Below are 15,464 nucleotides of genomic sequence, written 5' to 3' on the forward strand. Positions count from 1 at the left end.
GGCATTTTGGGGTGTTTTTTGGTTTTGGTGTGCGCGGCTTGGGTGGGTGCCTTTTTTGGGGGGCGCGGGGGGGGGGGCGGGGCGCGCGCCGCAATCGTTCTCCGGGCCCCGCCCCGCCCCCCGCCCCCTCCCTCCTCCCCACCCCAACCCCTTCCCCTTCCCCTTCCCCTTCCCCTTCCCCACCTGATGGCTGGGAGGAGAGGAGGGCGGGGTCAGCCGGGCGGGGCTCGCGGGGTGTGCGAGCCCCGCCCGGTACGGGAGGCGGGCGCTCCGTCCGCAGCGTGCGAGCGGGGCTTGCGCGCCTCGTGCGCCGCCTGCGGGTGCACGGACACCCCGAGGACGGCCGGCGATCCGCCCGTCACCGCGATGTCGCCCACCCGATCGGTGCGCAGCACGCTCGCACCCAGCGCGCGCAGCCGGTCCACCGTCCGCACGGACGGATGCCCGTACGCGTTTCCCTCGCCACACGAGATCAATGCCAGCCGGGGACGCAACGCACCGGTCAAAGCCCAGTCCTGATGCGCCGATCCGTGGTGCGCCACCTTCAGGACGTCCACCCGCCCCAACCGGCCCAGCAGCGCCGACTGGGCAGGCGGTTCGAGGTCCCCGAGCAACGCCATCCGCAGTCCGCCCGCCACCGACACCAGCAGCGCGACGCTCGCGTTGTTCGCCCCCGGGGCCTCGACAGCCGCCCCGGCGTCGGGCCAGACCACCTCCCAGGACAACGCCGGGCCCGCCGAGCGCCGTTCACCGCGCCCCGCGCGCAGCAGCGGGACTCCGGCACCGACCGCCCAGCCCGCCACCCGGGCCGCCTCACCCGGTGGATCGTCCAGGGTCGTGCCCTCGATCGCTCCGACCCGGCGGCCCCGGACCACCCCCGGCACACCCTCGACGTGATCGGCGTGGAAGTGCGTCACCACCAACAGCGGCACTTCCGTGACACCCAGATCCCGCAGGCACCTGTCGGCGGCGTTCGGATCCGGCCCCGCATCGACCACCACCGCGCTGTCCGGTGCACCGGCCGCGAGCACCAGCATGTCCCCTTGGCCCACGTCGCACATCACCATCCGCCACCCCGGCGGCGGCCAGCCGGTCGCGATCCGGGTGAGCTGTGGTGGCCGCAGCAGCACGGCCAGCAGGACCACGAGCAGCACCCCCGTCACCAGCGCCCGCACCCACCGCCGCCGGGCACGGACGGGCTTGCCGGACGGCGCTCGCCGTGGCAGCAGGAGCGGCATCACCCAGCAGGCCGCCAGGGTGGCCAGCGCGACCGTCGCCGTCCCGAACCACCCGCCCGGCCAGGAGAGTTGGCCGCCCGGAAGTTCGGCGCCGCGCCGCGCCACCAGGGCGAGCCAGCCGACCGGCACTCCGGCCGGCTCCGCGAGCAGGCGGGCCAGGTCCGGGAGGAGCGGCTGCAGCACGAGCACCCCGAAGCCGAGCAGGGTCGCCGGGGCCACCGCCAGTTCGGCCAGCAGGTTGCACGGGATCGCGACCAGGCTGACGTGCCCGGACAGCACCACCGTCACCGGCGCGCACAGGGCCTGGGCGGCGGCCGTCGCCGCCAGGGCACCCGCCAGGTGGTGCGGCCAGCGCCGGGACCGCAGCGCCTCGGCCCAGTGCGGCCCGAGGACGAGCAGCCCGGCCGTGGCGAGCACCGAGAGCAGGAATCCGAAGGAACGCGCCAGGAACGGGTCGAGCAGGACGAGCACCAGGACCGCCCCGGCGAGCGCGGGCACCGCCTGCCGGGGCCGGCCGGTGGCCAGCGCGAGCATGCCGATCAGCCCCGTCCCGGCCGCGCGCAGCACGCTGGGCTCCGGCCGGCAGACGGCGACGAAGGCCAGCGTCAGCGCCGTCCCGAGCAGCGCGCTGGTGTGCAGCGAGAGCCCCAGCAGCGCGGCCAGCCCGCGCCGTTCCGGGGTGCCGGCCTGCCCCGGGGCGCCCAGCAGCGCGCCGAGGACGATCGCCAGGTTGGCCCCGCTCACCGCCACCAGGTGCACCAGGTCGGTGGCCCGGAAGGCGTCCTCAAGGTCGTCGGGCAGTCGCGAGGTGTCCCCCACGACCAGGCCCGGGAGCAGCCCGCGCGCGTCCGGCGGGAGCCCGTCGCTGGCCGTGCGCAGACCGGCACGCAGCCGCCCGGCGATCCGCTGCGGCAGGTTCGGCGGCGCGAGGCGGCGGGGCGGGCCGTGGACGACCAGCAGCGCCGCGCACTCGGTGTCGTAGCCGTCTCCCGCGGGCCGCACCTCGGCCTCCACCACCAGCCGCTCCGACGGGAGCAGCCCCTGCCAGGGCCCGGATTCCGCGCCCCGGACCATGACGGTCACCGGGGTTCGCGTCCGGGTACTGCGCCCGTCCGGCAGGAGCGTGACCCGGTCGGCCACCGCGTCGACGGTGAGGAGGGTCTGCCCGCCGGTGGTCCCGCCCCGGGCCGCGTGGGACTTCGGGTCCCCCGCGACGGTCAGCTCCGCCTCCACCACCCGAGCGGGCTCGCCCGGAGATCGCGGCGGGGCGTGCTCGGCCGCTCGGACGAGCTCCGGCAGCGGACCCCGGTGCAGATCGGCGGTGTGCAGCGGGGTGGCCACCGCGGCGGCGGCTCCGGTGAGCAGGACGGCGGCCAAGGTCACCGCCGCTGCGCGTCGGCGTGGGAGCGCGGGCCTGACGAGCAGCAGGACGGCCGCCAGCGCGGCGGCACCCGCCAGGCCGAAGGCGAGGACGTCGTACCCCGGCTCCAGGCCGAGGAGCGCGGCCGTCACCACCCAGGCCGAGACGGCGGGAAGCAGCAGCCGGAAGTCGGCACCGGTGGAGCGGTTCGGCAGGTTCGGTTCGGTGGTGGCGGGCACGGCGGTACCTCCCTTCGGCGGGTGGCGGCGACGGACGAACGACGACGACGACGAGCAACGACGGCCGACGACGGACGGGCGGGAGAACAGGCGGGCAAGGGGACGGACGGGGAGGTCAGAGGGTCAGCAGCGGACGGAGTTCCGCGAACGTGCGCGCCCCGATGCCGCTGACCTGCCGGAGCTGGTCGAGCGTGCGGAACGAGCCGTGCGACGTGCGATAGGCGAGGATGCGCTGGGCGAGGGTCGGGCCGACGCCGGGGAGGGTGTCCAGCTGTTCGAGGCCGGCGCGGTTGAGGCTGACGGGCGGTCTGGGCGTGCCGGCCGCCGGCGGTCCGTTGCCGGCTCCGGCTCCCGGGGCGGAGGCCTGAGCCGGCTCGCCGACCAGGATCTGTTCACCGTCCGTCAGGACCCGGGCCAGGTTGAGGCTTCGGGTGTCCGTCTCCGGCAGCGGACCGCCCGCCGCCCGTAGGGCGTCGGCCACCCGCGAGCCGCCGGGCAGGGTGTGCAGGCCGGCGAGGTGAACCCGCCCGCCGATGTCGACCACGACGACCGCCCCGCCCCCGGGGCCGACGGGATCGGCCACCGAGACCGCGGCCGGGCCCGGGCCCAAGGCCGGAGTCGGCACGGACGCGGATGCCGCCCCCGCCACCCCCTCCACCCCCGGCGAGACCGGTGGGACCGGTGAGACCGGGGCGGACGCCAACGCCGGCACGGCCACCGCCTGCGGTCTGGCCAGCCAGAAGTGCTGCACGGCGTAGCCGACCGCGAACAGCAGCAGGACGGCCAACCCGGCCACCGCCCGCCGGTCGAGTGCCATCGCCGAGCCGAATCGAAGGCCCGACCCGGCCCCCGGCCCCGGCGGATCCGCGTCACCGCCCGCCCTGACCGGCTCCAACGGCACAGGCGGCACAGGCGGCGCAGGCCCCGCCGACGGAGGCCGCTCCCCCGCCCCGGACGGAACCGCGCCCGAAGGCGGCCCGGTCGACGCGAGCGCGCCCATCGCGGCACCGGAGCCCACCGGCCCGCCCGCCCCGGCCTCTGCTCCCGCCCCATCTCCCGCGACGCCGCCGCCGGTCGGCAGCAGCGCCGCCATCCGCAGCCGGACGGTCTCGTTGATCTCGTGGCGCTTCGCCGCGCCCAGGCCCATGGTCGTCATGCCGAGGACGGTAGGAGTCCTCGGCAGAGTACGCAGAAATTACCGAACCCCTGTGGATAACTCAGGGGTTGTGGACAAAACAGATCACTCACACGAGTGATCAGCGCCACGAAGAGTTGACCAGAGCCCGCGACACGGCACGCCCGGCCCGCTCAGCGCGGCGCGACGACCACCGCGAGCAGCCCCGGCCCGACGTGCGCGCCGATCACCGCCCCCACCTCGCCCACGTACAGCTCCCGCAGCCCCGGCACCCGGGCCCGCAGCCGCTCCGCGAGCGGCTCGGCCCGTTCCTCGGCCGCCAGGTGGTGCACGGTGATGTCGACCTCCCCGCCCCCCGACCGCTCGACGGCGATCTCCTCCAAGCGCGCGATCGCCCGCGACGCGGTGCGCACCTTCTCCAGCGGTTCGATCCGCCCCCCGTCCAGGTGCAGCAGCGGCTTGACCGCCAGCGCCGACCCGAGCAGCGCCCGCGCCGCCCCGATCCGGCCGCCCCTGCGCAGGTGTTCCAGGGTGTCGACGTAGAAGAACCCGCTGGTCACGGCCGCCCGCCGGGTGGCGGCCTCGGCCGCCTCCGCCAGGTCCCGCCCGGCCGCGATCGCCTCGGCCGCCGCCAGCACCGCGTATCCGAGGGCCATGCCGACCAGTCGGCTGTCCACCACCCGCACGGGTACCGGCGCCTCGGCGGCCGCCAGCCGGGCGGCCTCCACCGTGCCGGACAGCTCGCCGGAGATGTGCACCGAGACGATGCCCTTCGCCCCGGCCTCGGCGGCGGCCCGATAGGCGGCGGCGAAGGCCTCGGGGTTCGGTCGGGAGGTCGTCACCCGCTGCTTGTCGCGCAGCGCCTCGGCGACGTCCTTGGGGGAGATCTCGACGCCTTCGCACAGGACCGCGTCACCGACCGCGACGCTCAGCGGGACCACCGTGATCCCGTACCGGTCGAGGGTCTCCTGCGGCAGGTAGGCCGTGGAGTCGGTGACAAGTGCGAGGTCAGAGGGCATGAGGCGGAGATTACTCCCCGTTCGTCCGGGAGGACAGCGCCCGGGTGCGAGCCCCGAAAGGCCCCGAGGGCGCCGCCGGAGCAAGCACGCAGCACCCGCCGAAGCACGGCCGCAGCACCCGGCGCGGGGTGCTCGGCTCAGGCTCGGCTCGGCTCAGCTCAGCCTGCCGTGGGCCCCGCCGACGGCTTCCGCAGCCGCTGGGCCAGCTTGGCCAGCGGGTCGGCGAGTCCGAGGAGCTCCTCGGCGCTCGGACGGCCCTTCCCGTCCGTCAGCCCGGCCCGCGCAGCACCCCCGGAGGCCGCCCCCGAGCCAGAACCCGAACCCGAGGACGCCCCCGAACCCGAGGACGCGGAGGACGCGGAGGAAGCAGCGGAGCCGGAGGCGGACGCGGACGACGACTCCCCCGAGGTGTCCCAGTGCCGCAGCGCCCCCGCCTCGCTCTCGCACTCCTGGCTGAGCCGGCTCAGCTCGTCGTCCGCGAACCGGTGCATCCGGTCCTGCGCGGCCCAGCGCATGGTCTCCGCGGAGTGGGTGATCCGTTCGGCGCGCTCGCGCAGCTCCGGCAGCTTGGCCGCGATCCGCGCGGTGTCCGGCTCCCGCTCCAGCATCCGCAGTTCGCCGTCGAGTTCGGCGGCGTGTGCGTCGAGCCTGCCGAGCAGGGCGAGGGACTCGCCGAGCTGGCCGTCCTGGGGGAGGCCGCTCTCCAGCACCTGCCGGGTGCCGTCGAGCGAGGTGCGCAGGCCGAGCCGGACGGCGGCGATCTGGCCGGGCGGTCCGACCTTGGTGAAGGTCTTCGCCTTGAGGGTGGCGTTCTCCACGGCGCGCCGGGCGTTGGCCTCGTGCCGCCCGATCTTCGTGGCGACGGCCTTCGCCGCCTTGACCGTGCCGACCACGGCAAGGACGAACGCCGCGATCCCGAAGAGCAGGACCAGGCCGATCATCACGCCGAACGCGTCCATCGCGAGCCACCTTCCGCCACCGTTTCGGCCCCCACCGGACCCAACGCGGGCCGTACTGCCGAGGGTTCCACGGTAGCCGCCGGATCGGGCCCGGGGCGGACGGAACGGGCCCGGGCGGCGGAGATCAGGGACAGATCGGGGATCTCCCCGAGGGTTCGAGGGTCCTCCCAGGGCCCCGGACACGAGCAAGGGCGGGCGTCCCGAAGGACACCCGCCCCAGCAGCCTCAGCCGGCCGACTACCAGCCGACCGACATCAGCCGCGCGACCTCAACCGCAGCCGACCGACCTCAACCGCAGCCTCTCAGCCTCAGCCCGTGACGATGTTCACCAGCTTCGGCGCCCGCGCGATCACCTTGCGCACCGGCGCCTCGCCGATCGCCGCGACGACGGCCGGGTCGGCCAGCGCCAGCGCCTCCAGCTCGGCGTCCGAGATCGTCGGCGCGACCTCCAGCCTGGCCTTCACCTTGCCCTTGAGCTGCACCACGCAGGTCACCGTCTCGTCCACCACGTACGCCGGGTCGGCGACCGGGTAGTCGGTGTGCGCCAGCGACTCGTCGTGGCCCAGCCGGCGCCACAGCTCCTCGGCGATGTGCGGGGCCAGCGGCGCGACGATCAGGACCAGCTGCTCGGCCACGGCGCGCGGCGTGGAGCCGCGCTTGACCAGGTAGTTGTTCAGCTCGATCGCCTTGGCGACGGCCGTGTTGAACCGCAGCCCGGCCATGTCGCCGCGGATGCCGTCGATCGCCTTGTGCAGGGCACGCAGCGTCGCCTCGTCCGGCTCCTCCTCGGTGACGACCAGGTCGCCGGTGGCCTCCGAGACGACGTTGCGCCACAGCCGCTGCAGGAAGCGGTACGAGCCGACGACGGCGCGGGTGTCCCAGGGGCGGGAGACGTCCAGCGGGCCCATGGACATCTCGTACAGGCGCAGCGTGTCGGCGCCGTACTCGTCGGCGATCTCGTCGGGGGCGACGGCGTTCTTCAGGGACTTGCCCATCTTGCCGGCCTCGCGCTTGACGGCCTCGCCCTGCCAGAAGTACTGGCCGTCGCGCTCCTCGACCTCGGCGGCGGGCACCGGGAAGCCGCGCTCGTCGCGGTAGACGTCGGCGGTGATCATGCCCTGGTTGAACAGCTTGTGGAACGGCTCGACGGACGAGACGTGGCCCAGGTCGTGCAGCACCTTGTGCCAGAAGCGCGCGTACAGCAGGTGCAGCACGGCGTGCTCGGCACCGCCGACGTACAGGTCGGCGCCGCCGGCCGGCTTGGTGGCCGTGGGGCCGAGCCAGTACTTCTCGTTGGCCGGGTCGACGACCGCCGAGGAGTTCGACGGGTCGACGTAGCGCAGCTCGTACCAGCACGAACCCGCCCAGTTGGGCATGGTGTTGGTCTCGCGCCGGTAGGTGCGGACGCCGTCGCCCAGGTCCAGTTCGACGTTGACCCAGGCCTCGTTGCGCGACAGCGGGGTCTTGGGCGAGGAGGTGGCGTCGTACGGGTCGTAGGTGTGCGGCGAGTAGTCCTCGACCTCGGGGACCTCGACCGGCAGCATCGACTCGGGCAGCGCGTGCATGACGCCGTCCTCGTCGTAGACGATCGGGAAGGGCTCGCCCCAGTACCGCTGGCGGCTGAACAGCCAGTCCCGCAGACGGTAGTTGACGGTGCCCTCGCCGATGCCGCGCTCGGCCAGCCAGGCGGTGACGGCGGCCTTGGCGTCGACGACGCCCAGCCCGTCCAGCGTCAGCCCGTCCCGGGAGGAGTTGACGATGACGGAGTCGTAGGTGTCGAAGGCGTCGTCCCAGGCGGCCGGGTCCTCGCCGCGCCCGTCGGTGGGCTGGACGACGCAGCGCATCGGCAGCGCGAAGGCGCGGGCGAAGGCGAAGTCGCGGTGGTCGTGGGCGGGGACGGCCATGATGGCGCCGGTGCCGTAGCCCATCAGCACGTAGTCGGCGATGAACACCGGGACGGACGCGCCGCTGACCGGGTTCACGGCGTAGGCGCCGGTGAAGACGCCGGTCTTGACCTTGGCCTCGACCTGCCGCTCGACGTCCGACTTGGCGGCGGCGGTGGCGCGGTAGGCGGCGACGGCCTCGGCGGGGGTGGCGGCGCCGCCGGTCCACTCGGCGGGCACGTCCGCGGGCCAGGCGGCCGGGACGATCGAGTCGACCAGGCCGTGCTCGGGGGCCAGCACCATGTAGGTGGCGCCGAACAGGGTGTCGGGCCGGGTGGTGAAGACGGTGATCTTCTCACCGGAGTCGACGGCGAAGTCGACCCGGGCGCCCTCGGAGCGCCCGATCCAGTTGCGCTGCTGGAGCTTGATGGCCTCGGGCCAGTCCAGCAGGTCCAGGTCGGAGATCAGGCGGTCGGAGTACGCGGTGATGCGCATCATCCACTGGCGCAGGTTGGACTTGAACACCGGGAAGTTGCCGCGCTCGGAGCGGCCGTCCGCGGTGACCTCCTCGTTGGCCAGGACGGTGCCCAGGCCGGGGCACCAGTTGACCGGCACCTCCTTGGAGTACGCCAGCCGGTACTCGCCCAGCAGTTCGTCGCGCTCGGCGGCGGACAGGTCGGCCCACGGGCGCCCGTCCGGGGTCGGCTTCGCGCCGGACTCGAACCGGGCGATCAGCTCGGCGATCGGCCGGGCCCGGCCGGCCTGCTCGTCGTACCAGGAGTTGAAGATCTGCAGGAAGATCCACTGGGTCCAGCGGTAGTACTCCGGGTCGATCGTGGAGATCGAGCGGCGCGGGTCGTGGCCCAGGCCCAGCCGGCGCAGCTGCTGGCGCATGTTGGCGATGTTGGCCTCGGTGGAGACCCGCGGGTGGGTGCCGGTCTGCACCGCGTACTGCTCGGCGGGCAGGCCGAACGCGTCGTAGCCCAGCGTGTGCAGCACGTTGTGGCCGGTCATCCGCTGGTAGCGGGCGTAGACGTCGGTGGCGATGTAGCCCAGCGGGTGGCCGACGTGCAGGCCCGCGCCCGAGGGGTACGGGAACATGTCCATGATGAAGCTGTGCGGCTTCGCGGCGACGTCTCCGGCCGCCGGGTCGGCCAGCGCACCGGCGGGGTTGGGGGCGTTGAAGGTGCCCTCCTTCTCCCAGAGGTCCTGCCAGCGGGACTCGATCTCCGCCGCCAGCGCGGCGCTGTACCGGAACGGCTCGGTCGCGGTCTCGGCCGTGCCGGACGCAGGGGTCGTCTCGCTCATGGTCCTTCAAGCTCCATCGATGTCAGTTGGCGAACCGCGGACACGGCCGGCCCGTGAACGGGGGCGGAAAACAAAAAATCCCCTCGCAGGAGGGGACGCCACGCCGACTCCGGCACCGCCCGAGGGCGTAACCGGTCCTGGTCAGCGCGGCCGGCTAAGGAGCAGGCGCACGGTTCGCATGGGCTCAGGGTACCGCAAGCAGATCAGCGCGCTCCCGGGTATCCACCGGGGCCCGACGGCCCCGGGCCCGCCCCCGCACGGACCTCACCGCCGACCCGAGAAGCCCCCCACCACACGCAGCCCCCGCCCCACCGACGCCGCCCCCGCCCCGCCACACACAGACCTCACCGCCCCGCCGACGCCGCCCGCGTCGCCGCGTCGAAGTCGCGCAGCGCCCGCGCCAGCCGCTCGGACTGCATGCCCGCCGCGAGCGCCCGGGCGAGCGACGCGGTGCGGGCGGCCTCCCGCTGGTCGCCGAGGCGCCGGTGGGTCTCGGCGAGGCGGACCATCAGCAGCGCCTTGGACCGCCCGCGGCCGGCCCCCAGCCCGGCGACGGCCTCGGCGAGCAGCGCCTTGGCCATCCGGTGCTGGCCGAGTGCCAGCCGGCCCTCCCCCACCATCCCGGCGAGTTCGGCGCGGGCCGCCTCCGTGCCGGGCACGCCGTCGAGTTCGGCGAAGGCCCGGGCGGCGGCGGCCTCGGCCTGCTCGGCCTCGCCCCGGCGGCCGTGCGCGCGGGCGATCCGGCCGAGTTGCCGGGCCCGGCCGGCGGGGCTCAGTACGGAGCCGTGCCGGGCCAGGGCGGTGTTGAGCGCGGCGACGGCGTCCAGGCCGCGCCCGCCGGTGCCCTGGGTGGCGAGCACCACCAGGCCGCCGAGCACGGCGACGCCGAGCCGGGCGTCGCCGCTGACGTGGGCGGCCCGCAGGGCGGCGACGAAGGCGCGCTGGGCGGCCGCGTCGTGGCCGAGGTCGTACGCGGCCCAGCCGGCCAGCCGGGCGAGCCGGCTGGCCGTGCCGTACAGCTCGCGGCCGACCCGTTCGTCGTAGGCGCCGAGTTCCAGCAGCTTGGCCAGCATGGCGAGTTCGGCCCGGGTGGGGCCGAGGACGAGTCCGCCGCCGCAGGAGCGTTCGAGCCGCTGCTTGCTGCGGTAGGACAGGCCGAGGTCGCCGACGAGGCCGGGGTCGATGCGCAGCGCCCCTTCGCCGCCCCCGACGGGCGGGGGCGGGGAGGCGAGCCGTTCGGCGGCCTGGTCGAGGTCGGCGCCGCGGAAGAGGTCGGTGAGGCGGACGGGCCCGGCGTCGGTGGCGGCCTCGCGCAGCGCGGTCTGGGCGGTGTCGGCGGTCCACGGGTCGGTGAGCAGCCGGGGCGAGAGGATCTTGGCGCCCCGGTGGCCGCCCATCCGGCCCCAGAGCTGTTCGTAGGTGACGGCGATGCCGAGGGTGCGGCTGAGCACTTCGCAGACGGTCTGGTCGTGCGGGCTGCGCGGCACCATGCCGCGGTCGCGCCACTTGTAGGGGGCGGTGGAGCTGATGGCCAGGCCTGGCGGCAGGGCGAGGCTCACCTCGCGGGCGAGCCGTTCCGGACTCCAGCCGAGCTGGTGCAGTATCCGGGCCAGTTCCTCGTTCCGCCTTCGCTCCAGATCGGCCATGGAACGACGGTAGCGGTCCTTCCCGCCCTTGCGCCGGTGGCATGCGCAGAACGCCGAAGGGCCGCCTCCCATTTCGGGAGGCGGCCCTCGACTGCTGTGGAGCTACGGGGAATTGAACCCCGGACCTCTTGCATGCCATGCAAGCGCTCTACCAACTGAGCTACAGCCCCTTGACCTGCGATGTCACCGGAGGCTTTCGACCGTTTCCGTCCGGTTTCCCTCGGCGACATCGCCCACTTTACACGGTCCCGGGGGTGCTCCACGAATCCGTTCCCAGGGGCCCGCGTTCCCGCTCCCTCAGGCCCCCGCTCCCCCTCCCCGAGACCCGCGCTCCCGCCCCCGGGGCCCGCGCCTCCCACCCCGAGACCCGCGCTCCCGCCCCCGGGGCCCGCGCCCCCACTTCGGGACCCGCACTGCCACCCCCGGGCCCGCAGGTCACCCCGGAGGCGCCCCGGCGACGGGAACTGGCAGACCCACAGAGGCGGCCCGGCAACGCGAGAGGCCGCCACCCGATGGGTGACGGCCTCTCAACTACTGTGGAGCTACGGGGAATTGAACCCCGGACCTCTTGCATGCCATGCAAGCGCTCTACCAACTGAGCTACAGCCCCGCGACACGGGCGCTCCTGATCGAACAGGATCGCTGGTGCGGAGTGGAGCTATGGGGAATTGAACCCCAGACCTCTTGCATGCCATGCAAGCGCTCTACCAACTGAGCTATAGCCCCGCAGTCGTCGGATCTCCCGCTTCCCTTCCGGGCCGCGTTCCTTCCCTGCGAACGAGGAAAACTCTAGCTGGTCAGGGCCGGAACTGCGAAATCCGCCCCTGCGAAGCCCCTGCACGCCCCTGGCGAGCCCCCGGCAAGCCCCTGCATGCCCGCAACCCCGCCCGCACCCCACCCCACCCCGCGACGCGCCCGTCGCTCAGGCGTCATCGCTCAGGCGTCGTCGCTCAGGTGTCGTCGCCGATGACCGGCTGCGGGAGCGTGCCCGCGTTGTGCTCCAGCAGGCGCCAGCCGCGCGCCCCCTGTCCGAGCACCGACCAGCAGCAGTTGGACAGCCCGCCGAAGCACTCCCACTGGACCGGGTCCAGGTCCAGCAGCCGCCCGAGCATGGTGCGGATGGTGCCGCCGTGGCTGACCACCACCAGCGTCCCGTCCTCCGGCAGCTTGTCGACGGCCTCCAGCACGACCGGCACCGAGCGGTCGGCGACCTCGGTGGCCAGTTCGCCGCCGCCGCGCCGCACCGGCTCGCCGGCCGCCCAGGCCGCGTACTCCTCCGGGAAGCGGTCGCGGATCTCGGCGTTGGTCAGGCCCTGCCAGGAGCCCGCGTAGGTCTCCCGCAGGCCCTCGTGGTGCTGCACGTCGAGGCCGGTGACCTCGGCCAGTTCCTCGGCCGTGCGCTTGGCCCGGGTGAGGTCGGAGGAGATCAGCAGGTCGGGGCGCAGGCCGGAGAGCAGCCGGGCCGCCCGCTGGGCCTGGAGGACGCCCTGGTCGGTCAGTTCGATGTCCGTGGTGCCCTGGAAGCGGGACTCCAGGTTCCACGAGGTCTGGCCGTGGCGCCAGAAGACGACGCGCGGCCCCCGCCCGTCCCGGCTCAGTGCAGGTCCTCGGGCTTGCCGAAGTCGTCGGCCGGGGCGACGACGTTGCCGGCCTCGTCGGTGTGGGCGTCGGGCCGGTTGCGCGTGGCCAGGGCGTCCTCGGGCAGCGGCAGCTCGGGGCAGTCCTTCCAGAGGCGGTCCAGCGAGTAGAAGGAGCGCTCCTCGGAGTGCTGGACGTGCACGACGATGTCCAGGTAGTCGAGCAGGATCCAGCGGCCGTCGCGCTCGCCCTCGCGGCGCACCGGCTTGATGTCCAGCTGCTCGCGCAGCTGGTCCTCGATCTCCTCGGCGATCGACCGGACCTGGCGGTCGTTGTTGGCGGAGGCGATCAGGAAGGCGTCGGTGATCGACAGCACCTCGCTGACGTCGAAGGCGATGATGTTGTGCGCGAGCTTGTCGGCCGCCGCCTGCGCGGCGACGGTGATGAGCTGCTGGCTGTGGTCGGTGACGGTCACGGTGTTCTTCCGGCTCGGCGGCTTGGGGGGCGACCCCTGGCTCCTGGCCGGGGGTCGCCTTCCAGGATCTCACGCCGCCCGGGCGGCCCCGGAACGCTTTTCCGGGGCCGCCCGGGCCGGAGGCCGCGGCCTACTGGCTCTTCGGCGGCTGGTAGTCCTTGCCGAGCACGACCACCAGGTCCGCGTTCTGGGCGTCGCCGACCTTCTTCACCGCCGTGTCCGGCAGTCCGAGGCTGATCGCCAGCGACTTCGCCGCGGCCTGCCGGGCGTCGTCGGTGTAGCGGATCTCACTGGCGGCCTGCGCGGCGGTCTTGGAGCCGGGCAGGAAGGTCAGGCCGGAGTTCACGATCTGGACCTGTGCGGCGGCCGCCGCCTGGTCGTTGCCGGTGGCGTCCTGGAGCGAGACCCGGGCGGGGGCGTCGGCGGAGGCCGCGGACTTCACGGTGCCGCCGAGCACGTCCTTGACCTGCTTGCCGGCGGTGGCCTCGTCCAGGCCGCCGTCCGGTTTGACGGTCAGCGCGGTGGTGCCGAGGTGGCCGTCCTTCGCCTGCTGGGCGAGCTGGGCGAGCACTCCGGCGAGGGCGTCCTCGGGCAGCGAGGGGTCGAGCACCGCGTTCATCCGGTGCACGTCGTCCTTGGCGTCCTTGAACTCGGTGGGCATGGTGCGCACCACCGCGTCCATCACCTGTCCGAACCGGGCCAGTTGGGCGTCCCGGTTCTCGCCGGACGCCTGGAGGGTGGCGTACGCGACGGCGGCCTTCCCGTTCAGCAGGGTGTTCTTGCCGGCCGCGGACAGCAGCTTGCCGTCCGGCTTGCCGCCCTCGTGGGTCTCGGCGTTGGTGTCCACCCGGACGCCGCCGAGCTGGGAGACCAGCATCTCCAGGTAGGGGGTGTCCAGCCGCCAGGTGCCCGCGACCGGGGCGCCGAGCACGGTGGACAGGCCGTCGCGGGTCGCGGAGGCGCCGATGCTGTCCATGGCCTGGCCGACGGTGGTGACCGGCGGGTCGCCGGGGCCGGGCAGCCGCAGGGTGTCGGGCAGCAGGAGCACGGTGCCCTTCTTCCCGGTGGAGTCGTTGACCAGCAGCGCGCTGGAGACCTTGCCCTGGAGGTCGCGCAGGTGGACCACGCTGACCTGGCGCGGACCGGCCGCGCTCGCCGCGGTCTGCTTGTCGCCGGTGAACCAGAGGTAGCCGCCGGTGCCGGCCGCCGCGAGCGCCACCACCACGCCGAGGCCGATCAGCCGGTTGCGCAGCCGGCGGCGGCGCTCGGCGCGCACCTCGCTGCGGGACTCGGCGAACTTCAGCCAGTCGATGACGTCCTCGGACTCCTCCCCCTCCTCGTCGACGAAGGTGAACTCGTCCGTGGGGTAGTCGTCCTTGGCGGCCTTGCCTCCAGGCTTGCCGCCGGCCTTGCCGGCCCGGGCCCCGCCGACCAGTTCGGACGGCGGCTCGGGCTTGGCGCCCGCCGCCTCGGCGGCGGGCCGGGGCACGCGCGGGCGCGGCGGCGCGGGGGCGCCGGGCGCGGACGCGGCGGGCGCAGGCGCGACGACGGCCTCGGGCTCGACCGCCGCCGGCGCACCCGCCGCCGGGTAGGCCTGCTGCTGGTAGCCGCCCCCGGCCTCCGGCCCGGGCGACCCCCACGCGCCGTACGCCGGGTCCTGGTAGCCGTAGCCCCCCTGCTGCTGGTACGCCTGCACGGGCTGCCCGTACTGGTCGTACTGCTGCTGGTCGTACTGCTGCTGCGGGGGCTGCTGGTACGCCTGGTACGGCTGCTGCTCCTGGTAGCCGCCGTACGGGTCCCCCGTGTACACCGGCTGCCCGTACTGGTCGTACTGCTGCTGCTCCGGGACCTGTTCGGGCTGCTGCTGGTAGCCCCCCTGGTACTGCTGGTACTGCCCGGTCGACCAGTCCTCCGGCTGCTGCTGGTGCTGGTGCTGCCGGCCTCCGCCGCTTCGCTCGGTCACGCCCGCTCCTGGTCAGGTCCGGTGCGGCGCGTAGAGCGCCCGCTTGTCGATGTAGCGGACCACGCCGTCCGGGACGAGGTACCAGACCGGTTCGCCCTTGGCGACCCGGTTGCGGCAGTCCGTGGAGGAGATGGCCAGCGCGGGGACCTCGACCAGGGAGACCCCGCCCACCGGGAGTCCGGCGTCCGACAGGGTGTGTCCCGGGCGGGTGCACCCGATGAAGTGCGCGAGCGAGAAGAGCTCGTCGGAGTCGCGCCAGGACAGGATCTGGGCGAGCGCGTCGGCGCCGGTGATGAAGAAGAGGTCGGCGTCCGGGTGCTGGGAGTGCAGGTCGCGCAGGGTGTCGACGGTGTACGTCGGGCCCTCGCGGTCGATGTCGATCCGGCTGACCGAGAACTGCGGGTTCTCGGCGGTGGCGATGACCGTCATCAGGTAGCGGTCCTCGGCCGGGGTGACGTGGCGGTCGCTCTTCTGCCACGGCTGCCCGGTCGGCACGAAGATCACCTCGTCCAGGTGGAACGCGCTCGCCACCTCGCTGGCGGCGACCAGGTGGCCGTGGTGGATCGGGTCGAAGGTGCCGCCCATCACCCCGAGGCGCTTCTTCACCGGTTCCGGTCCGCCGGGATTCCCGGCCTGCTCTCCCATGCCGCCACACCTTACG

General features: G+C 74.1%; 10 protein-coding genes and 3 tRNA genes. All 13 read right to left on the bottom strand.

The features are described 5' to 3' along the window. Positions 1 to 212: 212 nt before the first annotated feature. Positions 213 to 2,837: a ComEC/Rec2 family competence protein gene (locus ACFWPT_RS05950; RefSeq protein ID WP_380479829.1), complete on the bottom strand. Its 2,625-nt coding sequence runs from the start codon at positions 2,835 to 2,837 to the stop codon at positions 213 to 215. Positions 2,838 to 2,952: 115 nt separating this feature from the next. After that, positions 2,953 to 3,993 (bottom strand): ComEA family DNA-binding protein, encoded by a 1,041-nt coding sequence (locus ACFWPT_RS05955; RefSeq protein ID WP_380479831.1) that lies wholly within the window; start codon positions 3,991 to 3,993, stop codon positions 2,953 to 2,955. 152 nt (positions 3,994 to 4,145) lie between these two features. Beyond that, complete coding sequence (locus ACFWPT_RS05960; protein WP_063347537.1) at positions 4,146 to 4,991, bottom strand: DegV family protein; 846 nt, start codon at positions 4,989 to 4,991, stop codon at positions 4,146 to 4,148. A 158-nt stretch (positions 4,992 to 5,149) separates the two neighbouring features. Continuing rightward, positions 5,150 to 5,950 (bottom strand): hypothetical protein, encoded by an 801-nt coding sequence (locus ACFWPT_RS05965; protein WP_380479833.1) that lies wholly within the window; start codon positions 5,948 to 5,950, stop codon positions 5,150 to 5,152. Positions 5,951 to 6,258: 308 nt separating this feature from the next. Beyond that, entirely contained in the window at positions 6,259 to 9,141 is a 2,883-nt protein-coding gene (gene leuS, locus ACFWPT_RS05970; protein ID WP_380378489.1) for a leucine--tRNA ligase, read from the bottom strand. Between the two features lie 344 nt (positions 9,142 to 9,485). Next, positions 9,486 to 10,787, bottom strand: a complete 1,302-nt coding sequence (locus ACFWPT_RS05975; protein ID WP_380479835.1) for a hypothetical protein — start codon at positions 10,785 to 10,787, stop codon at positions 9,486 to 9,488. Between the two features lie 97 nt (positions 10,788 to 10,884). Further along, positions 10,885 to 10,957 (bottom strand) — tRNA-Ala (locus ACFWPT_RS05980). Between the two features lie 367 nt (positions 10,958 to 11,324). After that, positions 11,325 to 11,397: transfer RNA gene (locus tag ACFWPT_RS05985), tRNA-Ala, on the bottom strand. A gap of 43 nt (positions 11,398 to 11,440) precedes the next feature. Continuing rightward, positions 11,441 to 11,513: transfer RNA gene (locus ACFWPT_RS05990), tRNA-Ala, on the bottom strand. 224 nt (positions 11,514 to 11,737) lie between these two features. Next, positions 11,738 to 12,385: a histidine phosphatase family protein gene (locus ACFWPT_RS05995; RefSeq protein WP_063351096.1), complete on the bottom strand. Its 648-nt coding sequence runs from the start codon at positions 12,383 to 12,385 to the stop codon at positions 11,738 to 11,740. Beyond that, positions 12,382 to 12,840 (bottom strand): ribosome silencing factor, encoded by a 459-nt coding sequence (gene rsfS, locus ACFWPT_RS06000; RefSeq protein ID WP_063347541.1) that lies wholly within the window; start codon positions 12,838 to 12,840, stop codon positions 12,382 to 12,384. The genes ACFWPT_RS05995 and rsfS overlap by 4 nt, the downstream gene beginning before the upstream one ends. Before the next feature lie 130 nt (positions 12,841 to 12,970). Then, positions 12,971 to 14,803: an LCP family protein gene (locus tag ACFWPT_RS06005; protein ID WP_380479837.1), complete on the bottom strand. Its 1,833-nt coding sequence runs from the start codon at positions 14,801 to 14,803 to the stop codon at positions 12,971 to 12,973. A gap of 12 nt (positions 14,804 to 14,815) precedes the next feature. Further along, positions 14,816 to 15,448: a nicotinate-nucleotide adenylyltransferase gene (gene nadD / locus ACFWPT_RS06010; protein ID WP_063347543.1), complete on the bottom strand. Its 633-nt coding sequence runs from the start codon at positions 15,446 to 15,448 to the stop codon at positions 14,816 to 14,818. Between the last annotated feature and the right edge of the window lie 16 nt (positions 15,449 to 15,464).

Origin of the sequence: Kitasatospora sp. NPDC058478 (assembly GCF_042720345.1) — a bacterium.
In the GTDB taxonomy this organism is placed as follows: Bacteria; Actinomycetota; Actinomycetes; order Streptomycetales; family Streptomycetaceae; genus Kitasatospora.

What these genes read in the sequence shown, in the direction of transcription:
- ACFWPT_RS05960 (WP_063347537.1), bottom strand. Translation starts at nt 4,991, where the DNA reads ATGCCCTCTGACCTCGCACTTGTCACCGACTCCACGGCCTACCTGCCG.
- ACFWPT_RS05975 (WP_380479835.1), bottom strand. Translation starts at nt 10,787, where the DNA reads ATGGCCGATCTGGAGCGAAGGCGGAACGAGGAACTGGCCCGGATACTG.
- nadD (WP_063347543.1), bottom strand. Translation starts at nt 15,448, where the DNA reads ATGGGAGAGCAGGCCGGGAATCCCGGCGGACCGGAACCGGTGAAGAAG.
- ACFWPT_RS05955 (WP_380479831.1), bottom strand. Translation starts at nt 3,993, where the DNA reads ATGACGACCATGGGCCTGGGCGCGGCGAAGCGCCACGAGATCAACGAG.
- leuS (WP_380378489.1), bottom strand. Translation starts at nt 9,141, where the DNA reads ATGAGCGAGACGACCCCTGCGTCCGGCACGGCCGAGACCGCGACCGAG.
- ACFWPT_RS05965 (WP_380479833.1), bottom strand. Translation starts at nt 5,950, where the DNA reads ATGGACGCGTTCGGCGTGATGATCGGCCTGGTCCTGCTCTTCGGGATC.